The sequence below is a fragment of the Streptomyces sp. NPDC001668 genome (assembly GCF_042893155.1).
Lineage (GTDB): Bacteria > Actinomycetota > Actinomycetes > Streptomycetales > Streptomycetaceae > Streptomyces.
Map to the genome: position 1 here is coordinate 34721 of NZ_JBIAUQ010000008.1, position 18119 is coordinate 52839.

Here is an 18119-nt window from a genome sequence, read left to right on the forward strand (position 1 = left end):
CGGGCGGAGGTCAGGGGGTTACCGGGCGGGCCGTGAGCCGCTGTCCGTCGACCGTCACCGCACCGGTCTCCGGGTCGATCACGGGCGCGGGGGAGGGCTTGCCGTCGCGCTTGAGGATGCCGACCTGCTCGCCGTCCGGAAGGACGATCCAGCCGCCCTCGATCCTCGCGCCGGCCACCGTGCTGTTCGCCCGGTAGAGCCCGGACGACTTCTTCGACTTGCCGATGGTGAAGGCGTAGCCCCCGCTGCCGACATGGGCCGTGCCGCGGATCTCCTTGGTCCCCTCGACCCTGCCGTCCAGGCTCGCGCCGCCCTTTCCGGTGAGCCGCAGACTGCCGTCGGCCTTCACATCGCCCTGAAGCCACGACTCGATGTTGTGGCCGTCGCAGACGTACGCGATCGCCTTGTCGTCCCGCACTGTGATCGCGACCGCGGACGAGTCGTCGTCGGTACGGCCCGTGTAGACGCCCTCGGGCACGGGCGTCGCCGACGGTGTGGGGCTGGGTGGCGGGGTCGTCCGCGTGGGCGCCGTGCTCGGTGACGCCTTGGTGCTCGGCGACTGCTTCACGTAGGACGACGTGGGCTTCTCACCCGTGGTGGCGTTGAGCGACAGCATGAACAGGCCGACCAGCAATCCCGCGAGCAGTGTCAGCAGCGGTCCGGAACGCTTCATGTAAGGGGCCTCCCCCGAGGCGGGTTTCCTGCCATCACAGCGGACCCGGGGCCCCGAGTCCAGAGGCGCACGGGTGTGTTTTCACCCCAAGTAGCGGGACTGTGACATTCGGGTGACATTGGCACGGTCTGGGAAGCCATCTCACGGGACGGGCGCCGCGCCCCCGGCCAGGACGGGCTGACTAGGCTGGTCGTGCACAGAGCCGGGCAGTACATCAGCAAGGAGCATGTCGTGGCGGTACGAGCGGTCCGGGGCGCCGTCCAACTCGAACAGGACGAGGCCGGCCACATGGACGAGCAGGTCGGAGCGCTGCTCACCGCCATCATGGAGCGGAACGAGCTGACCGCGGACGACCTGATCAGCATCTGGTTCACGGCCACACCCGACCTGCACAGCGACTTCCCGGCCGCCGCCGCCCGCAAGCTCGGCATCGTCGACGTCCCCCTGATCTGCGCCCAGGAGCTCGACATCGAGGGCGCCATGCCACGGGTCGTCCGGGTTCTCGCGCACATCGAGTCCGACCGGCCCCGCGCCGACATCGCGCACGTCTACCTCGGTGCCGCGGCCGCCCTCCGCAAGGACATCGCCCAGTGAGGACCGCACTCGTCATCGGGACCGGGCTCATCGGGACGTCCGCCGCGCTCGCGCTCGCGGGGCGCGGAGTCGCCGTGCACCTCGCCGACCACGACCCCGAGCAGGCCCGTACGGCCGCCGCGCTCGGCGCGGGCACGGACGAGGCGCCCGCCGGACCCGTGGACCTCGCGATCGTCGCCGCGCCGCCCGCGCACGTGGCCGGGGTGCTCGCCGACGCCATGCGCCGGGGTGTCGCTCGCGGGTACATCGACGTGGCCAGCGTGAAGGGCGGGCCCCGGCGGGAACTGGAGGCGCTGGGACTCGACCTCTCCTCGTACATCGGTACGCATCCGATGTCCGGGCGGGAGAAGTCCGGCCCGCTGGCCGCCACCGCGGACCTCTTCGAGGGGCGGCCGTGGGTGCTGACCCCCACCCGGGACACCGACACCGAGGTGCTGAACCTCGCCCTGGAACTGGTCTCGCACTGCCGCGCGGTGCCGGTGGTCATGGACGCCGACGCCCACGACCGTGCCGTGGCGCTCGTCTCGCACATGCCCCACCTCGTCTCCAGCATGGTCGCCGCGCGTCTGGAGCACGCCGAGGAGGCCGCCGTACGACTGTGCGGGCAGGGCATCCGGGACGTGACCCGGATCGCCGCGTCCGACCCTGCGATGTGGATCGACATCCTCTCCGCGAATCCGGGGCCGGTGGCCGACCTGCTGACCGATGTCGCCGGGGACCTGGAGGAGACCGTGCGGGCGCTGCGGGCGTTGCAGTCGGCCGACGAGGCCAAGCGGCTCGAGGGCACCTCCGGGATCGAGGACATGCTGCGGCGCGGGAACGCCGGGCAGGTGCGGGTGCCGGGGAAGCACGGGTCCGCTCCCCGGGCGTACGAGGTCGTGGCCGTGCTCATCGACGACCAGCCGGGACAGCTCGCCCGGATCTTCGCGGACGCGGGGCGGGCCGGGGTCAACATCGAGGACGTACGGATCGAGCACGCGACCGGGCAGCAGGCGGGTCTGGTGCAGCTGATGGTGGAGCCGTCGGCCGCGCCGGTGCTGTCGGCGTCGCTGCGGGAGCGGGGCTGGGCGATCAGGCAGTGATCCGCCGGATCATCCGTCTGTAAGACGGGGTCCGGGGAGCCAGTAACCTTGTCCGGGGCACAGTCGCGCCCCCACACCACTCGCCAGACCGCACCCGAAAGGTGTCCCCCCGTGGAAAACGGCGCCGCCCAGCCCGTGATTGTCGCCATCGACGGCCCCTCCGGCACGGGCAAGTCGAGCACCTCGAAGGCTGTCGCCGCGCAGCTGGGGCTGAGCTACCTGGACACCGGGGCCCAGTACCGGGCGATCACCTGGTGGATGGTGACCAACGGGATCGACATCGACGACCCGACCGCGATCGCCGCCGTCGCGGGGAAGGCGGAGATCGTCTCCGGCACCGACCCCGAGAACCCGACGATCACGGTCGACGGGACCGACGTGGCCGGCCCGATCCGGACCCAGGAGGTCACCTCCAAGGTCAGCGCCGTGAGCGCCGTACCCGAGGTGCGGGCCCGGATCACCGAGCTCCAGCGGTCGCTCGCCGCCTCCGCCGAGAAGGGCATCGTCGTCGAGGGGCGAGACATCGGCACGACCGTGCTGCCCGACGCCGACCTCAAGATCTTCCTCACCGCCTCGCCGGAGGCCCGCGCCGCCCGTCGCAGCGGTGAGCTCAAGAGCGCCGACGTCCAGGCCACCCGCGAGGCGCTGATCAAGCGGGACGCGGCCGACTCCAGCCGGAAGACCTCGCCGCTCGCCAAGGCGGACGACGCGGTCGAGGTGGACACCACCGAGCTCACCCTCGCGCAGGTCATCGAGTGCGTCGTGACCCTTGTCGAGGAGAAGCGGGCCGGGAAGTGAGCGAGCTGCCTTCGGGGCGGGGTGCCGAGGTCGGGCGGCGGATCGGCGTCGGGCTGATGTACGGGCTGTGGAAGCCGCGGGTGCTCGGCGCCTGGCGGATGCCCGCGACCGGGCCCGCGATCCTCGCCGTCAACCACTCCCACATGATCGACGGCCCGATGGTCATGGGCGTGTCACCCCGGCCGACGCACTTCCTGATCAAGAAGGAGGCGTTCGTCGGGCCGCTGGATCCCTTCCTGACCGCCATCGGGCAGGTCAAGGTGGACCGCTCCGGCGCCGACCGCGGCGCGATCACCCGGGCGCTCGACGTCCTCAAGGCCGGCGGGGTTCTCGGTATCTTCCCGGAGGGCACCCGGGGCGAGGGCGACTTCGCCTCCCTGCGGGCCGGGCTCGCGTACTTCGCGGTGCGCAGCGGGGCGCCGGTCGTCCCGGTCGCGGTGCTGGGAAGCTCCGAGAAGCCGGGCCGGTTGATAAAGGGGCTGCCTCCGCTGCGCAGCCGGGTCGACGTCGTCTACGGCGACCCCTTCGAGGCGGGCGACGGCAGCGGACGGCGCACCCGCAAGGCGCTGGACGAGGCGACCGAGCGCATCCAGAAGCAGCTGAGCAGTCACCTGGAAAACGCCAGGCGCCTGACCGGGCGCTAGGCGACACTGAGTAGTGGATCAAACCGGACACACCGGAGACTCCACCGATCACCACGATGAACGAGGTACGGACTTCATGAACGACCACATCCACTCCGAGGGCTCGGGCGAGGAGCACGACCACGGGGCGCTTGGCGATGCCGAGTACGCGGAGTTCATGGAGCTCGCCGCGGAAGAGGGCTTCGACGTCGAGGACGTCGAGGGTGCCATCGAGGCGGCCGGCCACGGTCCGCTGCCCGTGCTCGCCGTCGTCGGCCGCCCCAATGTCGGCAAGTCGACTCTGGTGAACCGCATCATCGGGCGCCGCGAGGCCGTCGTCGAGGACAAGCCCGGCGTCACCCGCGACCGGGTCACCTACGAGGCCGAGTGGGCGGGGCGCCGCTTCAAGGTCGTGGACACCGGGGGCTGGGAGCAGGACGTCCTCGGCATCGACGCCTCCGTCGCCGCGCAGGCCGAGTACGCGATCGAGGCCGCCGACGCCGTCGTGTTCGTCGTGGACGCCAAGGTGGGTGCCACCGACACCGACGAGGCGGTCGTACGGCTGCTGCGCAAGGCCGGCAAGCCCGTGGTGCTGTGCGCCAACAAGGTCGACGGGCCGAGCGGTGAGGCGGACGCCTCCTACCTCTGGTCCCTCGGGCTCGGCGAGCCGTACCCCGTCTCCGCGCTGCACGGCCGGGGTACCGGCGACATGCTCGACGCCGTCCTGGAGGCGCTGCCGGAGGCGCCCGAGCAGAGCTTCGGCACCGGGATCGGCGGCCCCCGCCGGATCGCGCTGATCGGCCGCCCGAACGTCGGCAAGTCCTCGCTGCTGAACAAGGTGGCCGGTGAGGAGCGCGTCGTCGTCAACGAGATGGCCGGCACCACCCGCGACCCGGTCGACGAGCTGATCGAACTCGGCGGTGTCACCTGGAAGTTCGTCGACACCGCCGGTATCCGCAAGCGGGTCCACCTCCAGCAGGGCGCCGACTACTACGCCTCGCTGCGCACCGCCGCCGCCGTCGAGAAGGCCGAGGTGGCGGTCATCCTGATCGACGGCTCCGAGTCCATCTCGGTGCAGGACCAGCGGATCGTCACGATGGCCGTGGACGCGGGCCGCGCGATCGTCCTCGCCTACAACAAGTGGGACACCCTCGACGAGGAGCGCCGCTACTACCTGGAGCGGGAGATCGAGACCGAGCTCGGCCAGGTCGCCTGGGCGCCCCGGGTCAACGTCTCCGCGCGCACCGGCCGGCACATGGAGAAGCTGGTCCCGGCGATCGAGACGGCACTGGCCGGCTGGGAGACGCGGGTCCCCACCGGCCGGCTCAACGCCTTCCTCGGTGAGCTCGTCGCCGCCCACCCGCACCCGATCCGGGGCGGCAAGCAGCCGCGCATCCTCTTCGGCACCCAGGCCGGCACCAAGCCGCCGCGGTTCGTGCTCTTCGCCTCCGGGTTCATCGAGGCGGGCTACCGCCGCTTCATCGAGCGCCGGCTGCGCGAGGAGTTCGGCTTCGAGGGCACACCGATCCATATCTCGGTGCGGGTGCGCGAGAAGCGCGGCGCGAAGAAGAAGTGACGCACGCATGAGGAAGGGCGGCCCCGAGCGGGGCCGCCCTTCCTCATGTCCCGGAACCTCTGCTCTCAGTTCCCTCTGCGGGGGCCGGGGGGCAGCGCGGCCGGGACGTGGTGCATCCCGGTGTGCTGCTGCCCGATGTGTCCCACCCGCTGCCACTGCGACTGCTGGCGGGCGCTGAACGCCCCGGCGCTGTAGGCGCTGTACGAGCTGCTGAACGAGCCCGAGGCGTGCGGGGTGTTCCCGAACGCGGTGAAGCCCAGCTCCTCCTCGCCGCTGCGGTCACCCGGCAGCGAGCGGAAGGTCTTGACGTACTCGGAGTAGAGCGCGTCGTAGATCGGCGTGGCCGATGGTCCGCCGGAGAACCGGCGTGGAGCGTCGTATGGGTGCACGTATGTCCAAACGACACCGGGACCTCGGGGATGCGGTCCGGCGTGATCCTTCAGCCGGTTCTCACGTCCCCGCGAGCGGCATCGCGGCCGCGACCAGCTTGCCGTTCGCCGCGGCCTTGTCCAGGGCATCCCGCAGCAGGTCCTCCCGCGGCTGGCGCCCGATGGACCCGACCGGCGCGGCGAACATCAGCACCTGCTGGTGCTTGTTGGCCGCGGCCCGCCAGCTCTCCGTCACCTGGAGCGGCTGGTGCGCCTGCCACCAGGCCACCGGCTGCCCGCCGTTCGCCGACGGCTGGAGCACCGCGTGCAGCTGGCCCACCGCCAGCAGGACCGACCAGCCGTGCAGCACGGACGGCACCGACTCGATCGCCGTCAGCGGCATGAACCCCTGCTCGATCAGCAGCGGCAGGAAGTCGTCGCCGACTCCCGTCGCACCCGGCCGCGCGATCGGCCCGGTCGGCTCCACGACCAGGGCCGGGTGCAACTCCCCGGCGATCAGGACGAGTCCGCTGGTCACCCCGAGCACCGCCTGCTCGGGTACGACCTTGTCCGGGTCCAGGTCGACGGTGTCGCCGGTGATGGACTTCACCGCGCCCCGCAGCTGCTCCTCGGTGACCTGGACGACCTGGGAGGGCAGGCAGGTGGCGTGGGCGAAGGCCAGGACGGCCGTCTCGTCGCCGATGAACAGGACGGTGCTGGTGCGCTCCTGTTCGGAGTCGCCCTGGGTGCGGCAGGACGTGCAGTCGTAGCTGCCGGGGGCGTTCTCTCCGGCGAGCAGCCGGTCGGCTTCTTCGTCGCCGATCTCGGCGCGTACCTCGTCGCTGACGTCGAGCATGCGCGGCACGGGTGACTCCCTCAGGATGCGGTGCCCGGGTGGATCCCGGGCTCATGAAGAGGACAACGGCAGATCTGCGGCGGGAGTCACGCCCCAGGGCGAACGGAATCGAACCATCCACCGCGGGGTCTGCTCAGGCTCGCGCCGAGCGCAGTTCGGCCGCTTCGCCGCTGAACACGACCGCGCCGCGCCGCAGTTCGTACACGATCGCCGTACGGTCGTGCAGCGCGGGCGGCAGCCGCTGTTCGGCCACGACCACGCACGCGTCCAGGGCGGCGAGGAGTTCGTACGTGCGGGCGGCGACCGTGGGGGACATGCCCTGCGCGGGCTCGTCGACCAGGACCACGCGCGCGTGTGCCGACAGGGCCCGGGAGAGGGCGAGCATGCGCTGCTCACCGCCGGACAGGGTGCCGGCGCGGCGGGGGAGCAGGGGAGCGAGCTGCGGGTAGGCGTCCAGGGCCAGGTCGTGGTCGGGCGCTGCCAGTTCGAGGTTCTCGCGCACCGTGAGGGAGCCGAACACCGCCTGGCGCTCCGGGACCAGACACAGACCGCGGCGGACCCGCTCGTACGCCGGTACCCGCGTCACGTCGGTGCCGTCCCACACCACGGCGCCGTCGGTGAGCGGCACCGTCCCGGCCAGGGCGCGCAATGCCGTCGTACGGCCGGAGCCGTTGCGGCCCAGCAGGACGGTGAGGCCGGGGCCGGGCGCGGTGAGGGTGATGCCGTGCAGGGCCTCCAAGGGGCCGTAGCGCACGCGCGCGTGGCGCAGCGAGATGGTCGTCCTCGCTGTCATACGGCCCCCTCCCGGGCGTCGAGTGTGTCCAGCACGTGGGCCGGGGGGCCGGAGGCGATGACGCGGCCCGCGGTCATGACGTGCACGACGTCCGCGAGGTCGGCGACCAGGTCGAGGTCGTGCTCGACGACCAGAAGGGCGGTGCCGTCCGCCGCGAGGGCCTTGAGGACGCGGGCCAGGGCGGTCACCTCGGCGGTGTCGAGGCCGGCGGCGGGCTCGTCCAGGAGCAGGACGCTCGGGGAGCCGGCGAGGGCTCTGGCGAGTTCCACGCGGCGGAGGGTGCCGGTGGGGAGGCCGGCGGCGGGGGCGTTGCGCAGGGGGCCGTCGAGGTGCAGGAGTTTCAGGGCCCGGTCCACCGCGGTGGGGTCTTTGATGTGGCCCTGTTCCGCGCCCACCTGGACGTTCTCGGCCACGGTGAGGGTCGGGAAGACGGCCAGTTGCTGGAAGGTGCGGGCGATGCCGAGGCGGGTGCGGGCGTGGGGGGAGAGGTGGGTGATGTCGCGGGTTCCGTGGCGGACTTGGCCGTGGGAGGGGCGGAGGGTGCCTGCGAGGCAGTGGAAGAGGGTTGACTTTCCTGCGCCGTTGGGGCCGATGACCGCGGTGATTCTGCCGGGCGGGACGGTGAGGTCGACTCCGTCGAGGGCGGTGAAGCCGTCGTAGCGGGCCTGGAGGCCGTGGGTGGTGAGGACTGCCCGGCCTTCGGCCGGGTTCGTGTTCCCACCCGCACCACCCGTCTCGCTTTCGCTTTCGTTGTCGGGCGCGGGCGCGGGCGCGGGCGCGGGCGCGGGTGCGGGTGCGGGTGCGAGGGAGGGGGAGGGGGAGGGGGAGGACGGGGGCGTGCGGAGGGATGGAGCGTGCAGGCGTTGTCTCGCCTGGGCTCCCAGGGGGGTGAGGGCTGCCGGCCTGTTCGGCCTCAGCCGGCCCGCTGCCGTCCGTACCGCCTCGTACGGGCCCCCGGGGAAGCGTCCGACCAGCACCGCCAGCACGCCGATCAGCGCCGCGGCCACCCCGCCCCGTGCCCCCGCGTCCAGGCCGACCAGGAGGGCCGCCGCGCCCAGGGCGCCCAGGGTGCTGTCGGCGCCCAGGACGACCACCGCGGCGAACCAGAGGAGGCTGCGGACGGGGTCGTAGGCGGTGGGGTCGAACGCGCGCAGGCCCATGCCGAGCATTCCGCCGCCCAGGGCGGCCAGGGCGGCGCCCGCGACGAAGGCGAGGAGCTTCAGGGCGGGCACCCGGACGCCTGCCGCCGAGGCACCGGACTCGTGGTCGCGCAGGGCGGCCAGGGCCCGGCCCGTGCGGCCCCTGCGCAGGGCGCGGGCGGTGAGGAGAGCGAGCGTCAGGAGGGCCAACTCCAGGACGTAGTACGCGCGGTCGCCGTCGAAGCCCGCCGGGCGGCCCAGGGACAGGCCCGACGTGGCGTACGGCTGGGCGAAGACGAAGCGGCTCACGCCCACGCCGACCGCGAAGGTCGCGAGGGCCAGCGCCAGGCCGCGGCGGGTGATCGCCGGCCAGCCCGTGAGCAGGCCCAGGGGGGCGACCAGGAGCACCGCCACCGCCAGCGCGGCCAGCTCCGGCAGGCGTGGGAGGCCGGGGAAGCGGCCCGCCGCCAGCAGGGCCGTGAAGAGGGCGCCGAGGCCCGCGTAGGCCGCCTGCCCGAGGGAGATCTGGCCGCCCCTGCCCGTCACCACCACCAGGGACAGGAGCACCACACCCAGCGCGGGAACCTGCACCGACGTGTGCAGGTCCGTGCCCGCGAAGCCCAGGGGGAGCAGGAACAGGACCGCCGCCACGATCCACGCGCCCTGCGGGGTCGGCACGCGCGCGGTGGCCGTGCGGGGGAGGACGTCCCGGGTGCCGAGGCGGGGCAGTGCCAGGGCCGCGAGGAGGAGGGCCACGACGAACAGGTTCGCGCCCACCGCCTGGAGCAACGGCTCGGCCCAGCCGCGCGGGTGCAGCCTCGTCAGCTGGCTCTGGGCCACCGCGATCGTCAGCGCCGTCAGCACCGCCACCGGCAGGCTCCGCATCCGCGCGGCCACCGCGACCGCGACCACCTCCATGACGAGCAGCGGGAGGCCGTACGGGTCGAGGCGGACGTACGGGGCCAGCAGCACGCCCGTCAGGCCCGCCGTGAACGACCCGAACGCCCAGCCGGCCGCCGCCACCCGGTCGGCGTCGATCCCGCCGAGCACCGCGAGCCCCCGGTCGTCCACGACGGCCCGCAGCTCCCGTCCGAAGCGCGTCCAGCGGATCATCGCGCCGACGCCCGCGGCCAGCACCAGGACGACCGCCAGCCGGCCCCACGGATCCTCCGACACCAGCTCCGGGGCGTCGTCCCGGGCGCCCTGGCCCCACAGCAGCGCGGCCCCGCCCACCAGCAGCACGAACACACCGATGGAGGCCACCAGGGTCTGGGCCGGATCGCCGCCGAGGACGGACAGGGGCCGGAAGACGAAACGCTCCAGCACCACACCCAGGGCCGGTGCGAGGACGAGCAGCGTCAGCACCGCCCCGGCCCACAGCGGCCAGCCCCACTCCACCACGCACTGGCGCAGCACGAACGCGCACACCATCGCGACCGCCCCGTGCGCGAAGTTCAGCACCCCGGTCGCGCGGTACGTCACGATCAGGCCGATCCCGGTGAGCGCGGCCGCGCCGCCGACCGACAACCCGGCGAGGGTGAGGTCGTAGGTCAGCGAGGACATCAGTCGGTTTCCTCGACGGGCTCGCAGATCGGGCAGGGGCCCAGCTCACCGCTCGCCAGGAGCTTGGCGTCCACCGGGACCGACTCCACCTTCCCGGCGACCAGCGGACAGTCCGCGCGGTGCCAGAGCGTGCCGCCGGGCACCATCAGCAGGTCCCCGCTGACCGCCAGGGGCGCGCCGGCCGCGGTACCGGACTCCTCGGCCTCGGTCGGTTCCGCGGCGACCAGGAGGCCGTACAGCTCCTCCACGCGCGCGGCGGCGAGCGCGTCCCGGCCGTGGGCGAGGAGCACCGCCCCGGCGACGATCAGCGCGGCTCCGGGCACCGTGCAGGAGGCCAGGTAGGGCAGCTGCCGCTCGGCGAAACGCTCGCCCGAGACGCCGTACCAGCCGAGGACGCACAGCACCGCGCCCGCGGCGAGCGCGGCCCAGCCGGCCCACAGGACGGGGTGCACGGTCCGCAGTCGGGCTGTCCGCATCTCTGGCTCCCACATGTCGCATGCCTGTCCATGTAAGCCAATCGCTTGCACTATGCCTTCTTGAAGCTGACCCTGAAAGCACCGGGCGCACGTGGCCCGGACCGACACCCGGTGGTGAGCCAGATGGTTCTCGGGAGCGACCGCACGTGGGGGAACGGCAGCCGGGGGCTGGTGGCGGTGGGCTTCGCCCTCGCCGTGGCCCTCACGGCGTGCAGCGACGACAGCGGCGGCGGCAGCGAGAGCCCGCCGCCGACGCCGTCCGTGGAGCGGACCGCCTCGTCCGCGGCCCCCTCGCCGAGCGGGCCCGCCGACGCGGCGGCGGCCGAGCGGGAGATCAAGACGAACTGGGAGAAGTTCTTCGACCCGAAGACCTCCACCAAGGACAAGCAGGCCGTCCTGGAGAACGGCGACGAGATGGGTCCGGTGCTGCGGGCCTTCAGCGGTGACCAGCGCGGCGGACAGGTGCAGGCGAAGGTCACGAAGATCGGGTTCACCAAGCCGACCGCGGCCGACGTGACGTACACCCTGATGCTCAACGGTGCCACCGCCCTGCCGGACGCCTCCGGAACGGCCGTCGAGGAGGACGGCACCTGGAAGGTGTCGGTCAACACCCTGTGCGCGCTGGTCCAGTTGAGCGGCAATGCCACGGCGTCGGCTCTTCCGGGCTGCTGAGGCCGCCCTCGCGGTCCTGCTGCTCGCGCCGGCCGCGGCGTGCGGCAGCAGGCTGCCGGAGAGCGACTTCGAGCACCGGGAGCGCGCGACCCAGGCCGAGGACAGCGCGCCGATCCGCGTCGGGATCGTCACCAGCGCCACCAGCCCGGTCGGCGGCACCGCCTTCACCGGCCCGCGCGACGGAGCCAGGGCGTACTTCGAGCGCCTCAACGCGCGCGGGGGCGTCGACGGCCGCCGGATCGAGGTGCGCGAGTGCGACGACGGCGGCAGCGGGGTCGGCAACAACACCTGTGTGCACCGGCTGATCGACGAGGACAAGGTGGTCGCCCTGGTCGCCACCACCGCCCTCGACTACGCCGGCGCCTCCCGCGTCTCCCGCGCGCGCGTGCCCGACATCGGAGGCCAGCCCATCGGCGCGGCCTACGACACCTGGCCGCACCTCTACGGCATCTACGGCAGCCTCGCGCCCCGCGACGGCACGACCGGTTGGGGCGGCGAGCAGTACGGGGGCACCGAGGTCTACCGCTACTTCAAACGCGAGCACGGGGCCCGTACGGCGGCCGTCGTGTCGTACAACCAGGCCGCCTCCGCCGCCTACGCCCGCCTCGTCGAGCAGGGGCTGAAGGCCGAGGGCTACAAGGTCGTCACCGAGCAGGTCGACTTCGCGCTGCCCAACTTCCGTGCCGTGGCGGCCGACCTGAAGGAACAGGGCGCCGACCTGGTCTTCGACGCCGTCGACAGCCATGGCAACGCCCAGCTGTGCGAGGCGATGGACGCGGCCGGTGTCGAGGTCACCGCCAAGGTCACCAACGTGCAGAACTGGACGTCCACCGTCCGCGACGACTACAAGGACGCCCCACGCTGCCGCAACGCCCTGTGGGCCACCGGGTCCAGCCGGAACTACGAGGACACCGGCGACGCGGCCGTACGGGAGTTCAGGGACGCTACCAAGGGCCTCAAGACGCACTCCCAGTGGCAGCTGGAGGGCTGGGCGGCCGCGATGTGGTTCACGGACGCGGCGAAGTCCTGTGCGCCGGCAGGCGTCACGCGCGCGTGCGTCGACGCCTATATGAACCGCAGCCAGGACTACACCGCGAACGGCCTGCTCGTCCCCGTCCGGTTCGAGCGCCTCGCCGAGCCGCCCAGGTCCCGCAGGACCTGTCTCTCGGTGGCCCGCTGGCAGGACGGCCGGGGCTGGGTCTCCCAGGGCGACATGAACCGCACGTGCTTCGACGTCCCGCAACTGCCGTATCAGCAGTGAGCGCCCGCCCGTCACCGCAGTGAGGCGAAGAACTCCCTCACGTCACCGGCCAGCAGGTCGGGCACCTCCAGGGCCGCGAAGTGGCCGCTGCGGTCGAACTCCGTCCAGCGGACGACGGTGTTGGCCTGCTCGGCCCAGCGGCGGATCGCCACGTCCTCGCCGAAGTTGGCCACCGCGGTCGGCACTCCGGAGGTCCGCGTCGGGAACCAGTCCGGCACATGGCTGTTCTCGTAGTACATGCGGGCCGCGGAACCGGCCGTGCCGGTCAGCCAGTAGAGCATCACGTTCGTCAGGAGCGTGTCCCGGTCGATCGCGTCCTCCGGCAGGGCGGCCGAGGAGTGGGTCCACGCCTGGAACTTCTCCATGATCCACGCCAGTTGGCCGACGGGCGAGTCGGTGAGGCCGTAGGCGAGGGTCTGCGGGCGGGTCGACTGGAGGGCGTTGTAGCCGAAGCCGTTGGTGGTGAAGTCGGCGATGCTCGCGAGGCTCCTCAGCTCACGGTCGGTCAGCCCCTGCCGTGCCTCCTCGTCGACCGGGCCGAGCGGGATGAAGCCGACCGAGGCGGCGTTCACATGGACGCCGACCACGGACTCGGGGGCGATGCGGGCGAGCGCGGGGGAGATCAGGGCACCCATGTCGCCGCCCTGGGCGCCGTAGCGCTCGTAGCCGAGCCTGCGCATCAGCTCGGCCCACGCGCGGGCGACCCGGTTGACGTTCCAGCCCTTGTCGCGGGTGGGGCCGGAGAAGCCGAAGCCCGGGATGGACGGGATCACCAGGTGGAAGTCCTCGCTCAGCGAGCCGATCACCCCGAGGAACTCCACGACCGACCCCGGCCAGCCGTGCGTGAGGATCAGCGGGAGGGCGTCCGGACGGGCGGAGCGGATGTGCAGGAAGTGCACCCGGGCGCCGTCGATCTCGGTGACGAACTGCGGGAGTTCGTTGAGGGCGGCCTCGTGCTTACGCCAGTCGTAGGCCCCGCGCCAGTACCCGGCGAGGTCCCGGAGGTACGGCAGGGAGGCACCGTACTCCCAGCCGGCGTCCGGGAGTTCGTCCGGCCAGCGGGTGAGGTCCAGGCGGGTGTGCAGGTCGTCGAGCTGCGCCTGCGGGATGTCGATCCGGAAGGGACGGATCTCATGGCTCTCATGGCTCTCACGGCTCTCTGCGGTCGCGCTGTTGTCTGCCATGAGTCCAAGGTAAGAGGGCTTGCGGACAGCTTCTGTCCGCAATGGCTGGCAGACTCGGCAGCATGTTGGAGACCTCGGCACGACTCCTGCGCCTGCTCTCGCTCCTGCAGGCCCACCGCGAATGGTCCGGCGCCGACCTCGCCGACCGCCTCGGCGTCACCCCGCGCACCGTGCGCCGGGACGTGGACCGGCTGCGCGAGCTGGGCTATCCCGTCAACGCCAGCCCCGGTACCGGCGGCGGCTACCAGCTGGGCGCGGGCGCCGAGCTGCCCCCGCTGCTCCTGGACGACGACGAGGCCGTCGCGGTCGCCGTCGGTCTGCGCACGGCCGCGGGGCAGGGCGTCGAGGGCATCGGCGAGACCTCGGTACGGGCTCTCGCCAAGCTGGAACAGGTCCTGCCGAGCCGGCTGCGGCGCCGGGTGAGCGCCCTGAACTCCTTCACCGTCCCGATGCTGCGCGGCCCGCGACCGGATGCCGTCGACCCCGCCGTCCTCACCGAGCTCGCCAACCTCTGCCGGGACGCCGAGCGGCTGCGCTTCGAGTACAGCGACCACGGGGGCACCCCCAGCCGCCGTACCGTCGAACCGCACCGCCTGGTGTGCAGCGAGCGGCGCTGGTATCTCGTCGCCTGGGATCTCGACCGGGACGACTGGCGGACCTTCCGGGCCGACCGGATCACCCCGAAGCCGCCGCACGGCCCCCGGTTCACGCCCCGCACCCCGCCCGCCGAGGACCTCGCCGCCTACGTCTCGCGAGGCGTCTCCACGCGCGCGTACGCCTCACACGCGGTGGTGCGGCTGCTGGTGTCCAAGGAACGGGCCGCCGAGCGGATCTCGCCGAGTGCCGGGGTGCTGGAGGACGAGGGGCCCGACAGCTGCATCCTGCGCACCGGGGCGTCGAGCCTCGACGTGATGGTGATCCACGTGATGATGACGGGCTTCGAGTTCGAGGTGCTGGAGCCGGCCGAGCTGACCGAGGCGATCAGGACGGCTAACGACCGGCTTGCTCGCTCTTTGGCTCGGGCTGCGAAGCCTCGGCCGCGTACTCCGGATGGTGCAGGTCGAACGCCGGGGACTCGGAGCGGACCCTGGGCAGCGTCGTGAAGTTGTGCCGCGGCGGCGGGCAGGAGGTGGCCCACTCCAGGGAGCGGCCGTAGCCCCAGGGGTCGTCCGTGTCGACCGGCACGCCGTACTTGGCGGTCTTCCAGACGTTGTAGAGGAACGGCAGCGTCGAGGCGCCCAGCAGGAACGCGCCGATCGTCGAGATGGTGTTCAGGGCGGTGAAGCCGTCCGCCGCGAGGTAGTCGGCGTACCGGCGGGGCATGCCCTCGGCTCCCAGCCAGTGCTGGACCAGGAACGTGGTGTGGAAGCCGACGAACAGCGTCCAGAACTGGATCTTGCCGAGTCGTTCGTCGAGCATCTTCCCGGTGAACTTCGGCCACCAGAAGTACAGCCCGCCGAAGATCGCGAAGACGACCGTGCCGAACACGACGTAGTGGAAGTGCGCCACGACGAAGTACGTGTCGGAGACGTGGAAGTCCAGCGGCGGCGACGCCAGGATCACCCCGGTCAGGCCGCCGAACAGGAACGTCACAAGGAATCCGCACGCCCACAGCATCGGCGTCTCGAAGGACAGCGAGCCCTTGATCATGGTGCCGATCCAGTTGAAGAACTTCACGCCCGTCGGGACGGCGATGAGGAACGTCATGAACGAGAAGAACGGCAGCAGTACCGCGCCGGTGACGAACATGTGGTGCGCCCACACCACGATCGACAGACCGGTGATCGCCATGGTCGCCGCGACCAGCGTCAGATAGCCGAAGAGCGGCTTGCGGCTGAAGACCGGCAGGATCTCCGTGATGATCCCGAAGAACGGCAGCGCGATGATGTACACCTCGGGGTGTCCGAAGAACCAGAACAGGTGCTGCCACAGCAGCGCCCCGCCGTTGCCCGCCTCGAAGACCTGTGAGCCGAAGCGCCGGTCCGCCTCCAGGACCAGCAGCGCCGCCGCAAGGACCGGGAACGCCATCAGGATCAGGATCGACGTGAACAGGGTGTTCCAGGTGAAGATCGGCATCCGGAACATGGTCATGCCGGGCGCGCGCATCCCGATGATCGTGGTGATGAAGTTGACCGCGCCGAGGATCGTGCCGAAGCCGGCCAGCGCGAGACCCATGATCCACAGGTCGGGGCCGACGCCGGGGGAGTGCGCGGAGTTGTTCAGCGGCGCGTAGGCGAACCAGCCGAAGGCGGCCGGACCGGACGGCACGAGCAGCGAACCCATCACGATCAGGCCGCCGAACAGGAAGAACCAGTACGACAGCATGTTCAGCCGCGGGAACGCCACGTCCGGGGCACCGATCTGGAGCGGCATCAGCTCGTTGGCGAAGCCCGCGAAACTCGGGGTGGCGAACAGCAGCAGCATGATCGTGCCGTGCATCGTGAACAGCTGGTTGAACTGCTGGTTGTCCACGATCTGCAGCCCCGGCCGGGCGAGCTCCGCGCGCATCAGCAGGGCCATGACCCCGCCGATCAGGAAGAACAGGAACGACGTGATCAGATAGAGGTGACCGATCTTCTTGTGGTCGGTGGTGGTCAGCCAGTCCACAACCAGTTGCCCGTGCCGCCTGGTCCGCACGGGTCGTGCCGTCGCCTGCACGGTCTGCGTCCCCATCGCTCGCCCCTTCGCTCGGCTCACGCCATGATGCTCGCGCCGTCGTGCGCGGCGACAGGGGGCGTAAGGGGGTTCTGTGCCGGAACCGTGTATTTCCTATGCGGTGTCAGCCTGCGTGGCCCTGTCCGGAATCGGTGGGCAAAGGGGCCCGGGCCAGTTCTCGGACAAGCCTTCTCACAGGGGCATTCGCGGAAGTCGTACGACACGCGGAAATAGCGTTCGAATACCCGCGGAAGGGCGAGGGAAACGCCCGTCCGTGTGACGCAGCGCGAGGGAAACGGGTGGCGTGATCCTGTGACAGAAGCGTGACAGGGGGCGTGCGGGATCCGGACTTCCGCGGCCGCGGGGCAGGGCCTAGCGTGGCGGTATGGCACCCATTCCGACACCGCCCGCCGAACCCCAGGACAGCCCCGACACCTATGTCGGCCTCGACTCCGACTCCGCCGAGCGGCTCGCGCGTGAGCGGGGCTGGTCGACGGTCCGGTCGCTGCCGCCGGGGGCGATCATCACGATGGAGTACCGCGCGGGCCGGCTGAACTTCGAGGTGAAGGACGGCCGCGTGGCACGGGCCTGGAAGGGCTGAACCACATGACGTGGGCCCCGGTTCCCTCACAGGGAACCGGGGCCCACGTCATGTCCGGGGTGGTGGTGCGTACCGGCCCCGTCGAGGTGGAGGCGGGTCAGCCGCCGGTCACCGGCCGGGTGGCCGGGGACGGCGTGCCGCGCACGGTCCGGTCCGGGTGCGGGTGCGGCGGGCGGCGGCTGCCGACCGGGGTGACCGGGGTGCGCTCCGAACGGCTGGTGTGCGGGCCGGGGGCCAGGTAGGCGGGTGACCTGGGGCCACGCGCCGGGGCGGTGGCCTCGCGGGCCGCCGTCTCGTTCTGCGGGGCGGTGAGCGGCTTGAGCCGGGCGGGCGCGGGCGCCGTGACGGGGGTGACCGGCGCCGGGACCTTCGCGCCGCCGCGGGCCCGCCAGCGGTCGCGCAGGTCGAAGGCGTAGTCCTCGGTACGGGCGATCAGCGGCTCGAACCAGGGCAGCGCGAGCAGGATCAGCAGACCGGCGACCCAGCCCAGCAGGACGTCGCTCAGCCAGTGCGTGCCGAGGTAGACGGTGGCCATGCCGACGCCCAGCGAGGTCACCGCGGAGATCGCGGACAGCCAGCGGCGGGCCCTCGGGGTGGAGGCCAGATACGCCAGGATTCCCCAGGTCACCACGGCGTTGGCGGTGTGGCCGCTGGGAAATATATCGCCGCCCAGGCCCATCTCGTTCGAGCCGATCACGGTCGCGTAGTGCGGTCCGAGTCTTCCCATGCCGTACTTGGCGGCGCCGACCGTGATGTTCAGCAGCAGCAGCGAGGCGCCCAGGGTCAGCAGCGGGCGCAGGGTGTGCTGGCGCCAGGAACGCCAGCCCAGCCAGGCCGCGACCATCACCGCGGTCGGGCCGCGCTGGCCCAGCACCACGTAGTAGTCGACGAACCAGTGGATGGACGCCCACTGCTGGTACGGCCGGAAGAACATGACCTGCCAGTCGAGGCGGACCAGCCATGAGGTGGTCACCACCAGCCACACGATCGCCAGGTAGAAGGCCAGGGCGGCGATCACCAGGACGGTCCGGTGTCGGCTCGCCCGGGGCACGCTGAGGTGGGCCGGTCGTTCCAGCTCACGGTCCAGCCTGGCGAACACCCGGTCCAGACGGGTGGGGTCTCGTTCGGTACGCACCCAATCGACGTTACAGCGAGTGAGCTCTGTTCCCTGTCGAATCAGCGGCTTTGTGATGACGATGTGATGT

The 18119-nt window shown here is 71.8% G+C and carries 18 protein-coding genes; 9 read left to right on the top strand and 9 right to left on the bottom strand.

Annotated elements, in window-relative coordinates:
* Positions 1–10: 10 nt before the first annotated feature.
* A complete protein-coding gene (locus ACFYZ8_RS24360; protein ID WP_388536290.1) occupies positions 11–673 on the bottom strand; it encodes a hypothetical protein in 663 nt (220 codons plus the stop codon).
* Positions 674–904: 231 nt separating this feature from the next.
* Between ACFYZ8_RS24360 and aroH the strand changes: the two genes are divergently transcribed.
* The 5 genes from aroH (at position 905) to der (ending at position 5346) form a co-directional block, all read left to right on the top strand.
* Positions 905–1267 carry a chorismate mutase gene (gene aroH, locus ACFYZ8_RS24365; RefSeq protein ID WP_007381029.1) on the top strand — a complete coding sequence of 121 codons (363 nt, stop codon included), beginning with the start codon at positions 905–907 and terminating at the stop codon, positions 1265–1267.
* Positions 1264–2349 (top strand): prephenate dehydrogenase, encoded by a 1086-nt coding sequence (locus ACFYZ8_RS24370; RefSeq protein ID WP_388536288.1) that lies wholly within the window; start codon positions 1264–1266, stop codon positions 2347–2349. Before aroH ends, ACFYZ8_RS24370 begins: the two co-directional genes overlap by 4 nt.
* Positions 2350–2460: 111 nt before the next feature.
* Positions 2461–3147: a (d)CMP kinase gene (gene cmk, locus ACFYZ8_RS24375; protein ID WP_359031892.1), complete on the top strand. Its 687-nt coding sequence runs from the start codon at positions 2461–2463 to the stop codon at positions 3145–3147.
* A gap of 56 nt (positions 3148–3203) precedes the next feature.
* On the top strand, positions 3204–3791 hold the full coding sequence (locus tag ACFYZ8_RS24380) for a lysophospholipid acyltransferase family protein (protein ID WP_356593081.1): 588 nt from the start codon (positions 3204–3206) through the stop codon (positions 3789–3791).
* A gap of 76 nt (positions 3792–3867) precedes the next feature.
* Positions 3868–5346 carry a ribosome biogenesis GTPase Der gene (der, locus tag ACFYZ8_RS24385; protein ID WP_389050101.1) on the top strand — a complete coding sequence of 493 codons (1479 nt, stop codon included), beginning with the start codon at positions 3868–3870 and terminating at the stop codon, positions 5344–5346.
* A 65-nt stretch (positions 5347–5411) separates the two neighbouring features.
* On the opposite strand, the gene ACFYZ8_RS24390 is transcribed toward der, so the two are convergent.
* From ACFYZ8_RS24390 to ACFYZ8_RS24410, 5 genes are all read right to left on the bottom strand, one after another.
* Positions 5412–5735 carry a hypothetical protein gene (locus tag ACFYZ8_RS24390; protein ID WP_359031894.1) on the bottom strand — a complete coding sequence of 108 codons (324 nt, stop codon included), beginning with the start codon at positions 5733–5735 and terminating at the stop codon, positions 5412–5414.
* 61 nt (positions 5736–5796) lie between these two features.
* Positions 5797–6579: a hypothetical protein gene (locus ACFYZ8_RS24395; RefSeq protein WP_359031895.1), complete on the bottom strand. Its 783-nt coding sequence runs from the start codon at positions 6577–6579 to the stop codon at positions 5797–5799.
* Between the two features lie 124 nt (positions 6580–6703).
* Positions 6704–7363 (bottom strand): ABC transporter ATP-binding protein, encoded by a 660-nt coding sequence (locus ACFYZ8_RS24400; RefSeq protein WP_388536286.1) that lies wholly within the window; start codon positions 7361–7363, stop codon positions 6704–6706.
* On the bottom strand, positions 7360–10065 hold the full coding sequence (locus ACFYZ8_RS24405; RefSeq protein WP_388536284.1) for an ATP-binding cassette domain-containing protein: 2706 nt from the start codon (positions 10063–10065) through the stop codon (positions 7360–7362). The genes ACFYZ8_RS24400 and ACFYZ8_RS24405 overlap by 4 nt, the downstream gene beginning before the upstream one ends.
* Positions 10065–10541 (bottom strand): hypothetical protein, encoded by a 477-nt coding sequence (locus tag ACFYZ8_RS24410; RefSeq protein ID WP_388536282.1) that lies wholly within the window; start codon positions 10539–10541, stop codon positions 10065–10067. The genes ACFYZ8_RS24405 and ACFYZ8_RS24410 overlap by 1 nt, the downstream gene beginning before the upstream one ends.
* A 123-nt stretch (positions 10542–10664) precedes the next feature.
* On the opposite strand from ACFYZ8_RS24410, the gene ACFYZ8_RS24415 reads away from it, so the two are divergent.
* On the top strand, positions 10665–11213 hold the full coding sequence (locus tag ACFYZ8_RS24415; protein ID WP_388536280.1) for a hypothetical protein: 549 nt from the start codon (positions 10665–10667) through the stop codon (positions 11211–11213).
* Positions 11182–12474: an ABC transporter substrate-binding protein gene (locus tag ACFYZ8_RS24420; protein ID WP_388536279.1), complete on the top strand. Its 1293-nt coding sequence runs from the start codon at positions 11182–11184 to the stop codon at positions 12472–12474. The genes ACFYZ8_RS24415 and ACFYZ8_RS24420 overlap by 32 nt, the downstream gene beginning before the upstream one ends.
* 11 nt (positions 12475–12485) lie before the next feature.
* On the opposite strand, the gene ACFYZ8_RS24425 is transcribed toward ACFYZ8_RS24420, so the two are convergent.
* The gene (locus tag ACFYZ8_RS24425) at positions 12486–13658 is read right to left on the bottom strand and encodes an epoxide hydrolase family protein (protein ID WP_388536278.1); all 1173 of its coding nucleotides are present in this window, start codon (positions 13656–13658) and stop codon (positions 12486–12488) included.
* Positions 13659–13720: 62 nt separating this feature from the next.
* Between ACFYZ8_RS24425 and ACFYZ8_RS24430 the strand changes: the two genes are divergently transcribed.
* On the top strand, positions 13721–14761 hold the full coding sequence (locus tag ACFYZ8_RS24430; protein ID WP_388536276.1) for a helix-turn-helix transcriptional regulator: 1041 nt from the start codon (positions 13721–13723) through the stop codon (positions 14759–14761).
* On the opposite strand, the gene ctaD is transcribed toward ACFYZ8_RS24430, so the two are convergent.
* Complete coding sequence (gene ctaD, locus ACFYZ8_RS24435) at positions 14649–16331, bottom strand: cytochrome c oxidase subunit I (RefSeq protein ID WP_359031902.1); 1683 nt, start codon at positions 16329–16331, stop codon at positions 14649–14651. The genes ACFYZ8_RS24430 and ctaD overlap by 113 nt on opposite strands.
* Positions 16332–16698: 367 nt before the next feature.
* Here ctaD and ACFYZ8_RS24440 point away from each other — a divergent pair, with 367 nt between their 5' ends.
* Positions 16699–16914 (top strand): I78 family peptidase inhibitor, encoded by a 216-nt coding sequence (locus ACFYZ8_RS24440; RefSeq protein WP_359031903.1) that lies wholly within the window; start codon positions 16699–16701, stop codon positions 16912–16914.
* A gap of 97 nt (positions 16915–17011) precedes the next feature.
* Here ACFYZ8_RS24440 and ACFYZ8_RS24445 read toward each other — a convergent pair whose 3' ends face one another.
* Positions 17012–18049 (bottom strand): phosphatase PAP2 family protein, encoded by a 1038-nt coding sequence (locus ACFYZ8_RS24445; RefSeq protein WP_359031904.1) that lies wholly within the window; start codon positions 18047–18049, stop codon positions 17012–17014.
* Between the last annotated feature and the right edge of the window lie 70 nt (positions 18050–18119).

Bases quoted from the DNA above. Each gene is read 5' to 3' on its own strand.
- ACFYZ8_RS24425 (WP_388536278.1), bottom strand. From the start codon at position 13,658: ATGGCAGACAACAGCGCGACCGCAGAGAGCCGTGAGAGCCATGAGAGC.
- der (WP_389050101.1), top strand. From the start codon at position 3,868: ATGAACGACCACATCCACTCCGAGGGCTCGGGCGAGGAGCACGACCAC.
- ACFYZ8_RS24420 (WP_388536279.1), top strand. From the start codon at position 11,182: ATGCCACGGCGTCGGCTCTTCCGGGCTGCTGAGGCCGCCCTCGCGGTC.
- ACFYZ8_RS24400 (WP_388536286.1), bottom strand. From the start codon at position 7,363: ATGACAGCGAGGACGACCATCTCGCTGCGCCACGCGCGCGTGCGCTAC.
- ctaD (WP_359031902.1), bottom strand. From the start codon at position 16,331: ATGGGGACGCAGACCGTGCAGGCGACGGCACGACCCGTGCGGACCAGG.
- ACFYZ8_RS24360 (WP_388536290.1), bottom strand. From the start codon at position 673: ATGAAGCGTTCCGGACCGCTGCTGACACTGCTCGCGGGATTGCTGGTC.
- ACFYZ8_RS24440 (WP_359031903.1), top strand. From the start codon at position 16,699: ATGGCACCCATTCCGACACCGCCCGCCGAACCCCAGGACAGCCCCGAC.
- ACFYZ8_RS24405 (WP_388536284.1), bottom strand. From the start codon at position 10,065: ATGTCCTCGCTGACCTACGACCTCACCCTCGCCGGGTTGTCGGTCGGC.
- ACFYZ8_RS24430 (WP_388536276.1), top strand. From the start codon at position 13,721: ATGTTGGAGACCTCGGCACGACTCCTGCGCCTGCTCTCGCTCCTGCAG.
- ACFYZ8_RS24415 (WP_388536280.1), top strand. From the start codon at position 10,665: ATGGTTCTCGGGAGCGACCGCACGTGGGGGAACGGCAGCCGGGGGCTG.
- ACFYZ8_RS24410 (WP_388536282.1), bottom strand. From the start codon at position 10,541: ATGCGGACAGCCCGACTGCGGACCGTGCACCCCGTCCTGTGGGCCGGC.
- ACFYZ8_RS24380 (WP_356593081.1), top strand. From the start codon at position 3,204: ATGTACGGGCTGTGGAAGCCGCGGGTGCTCGGCGCCTGGCGGATGCCC.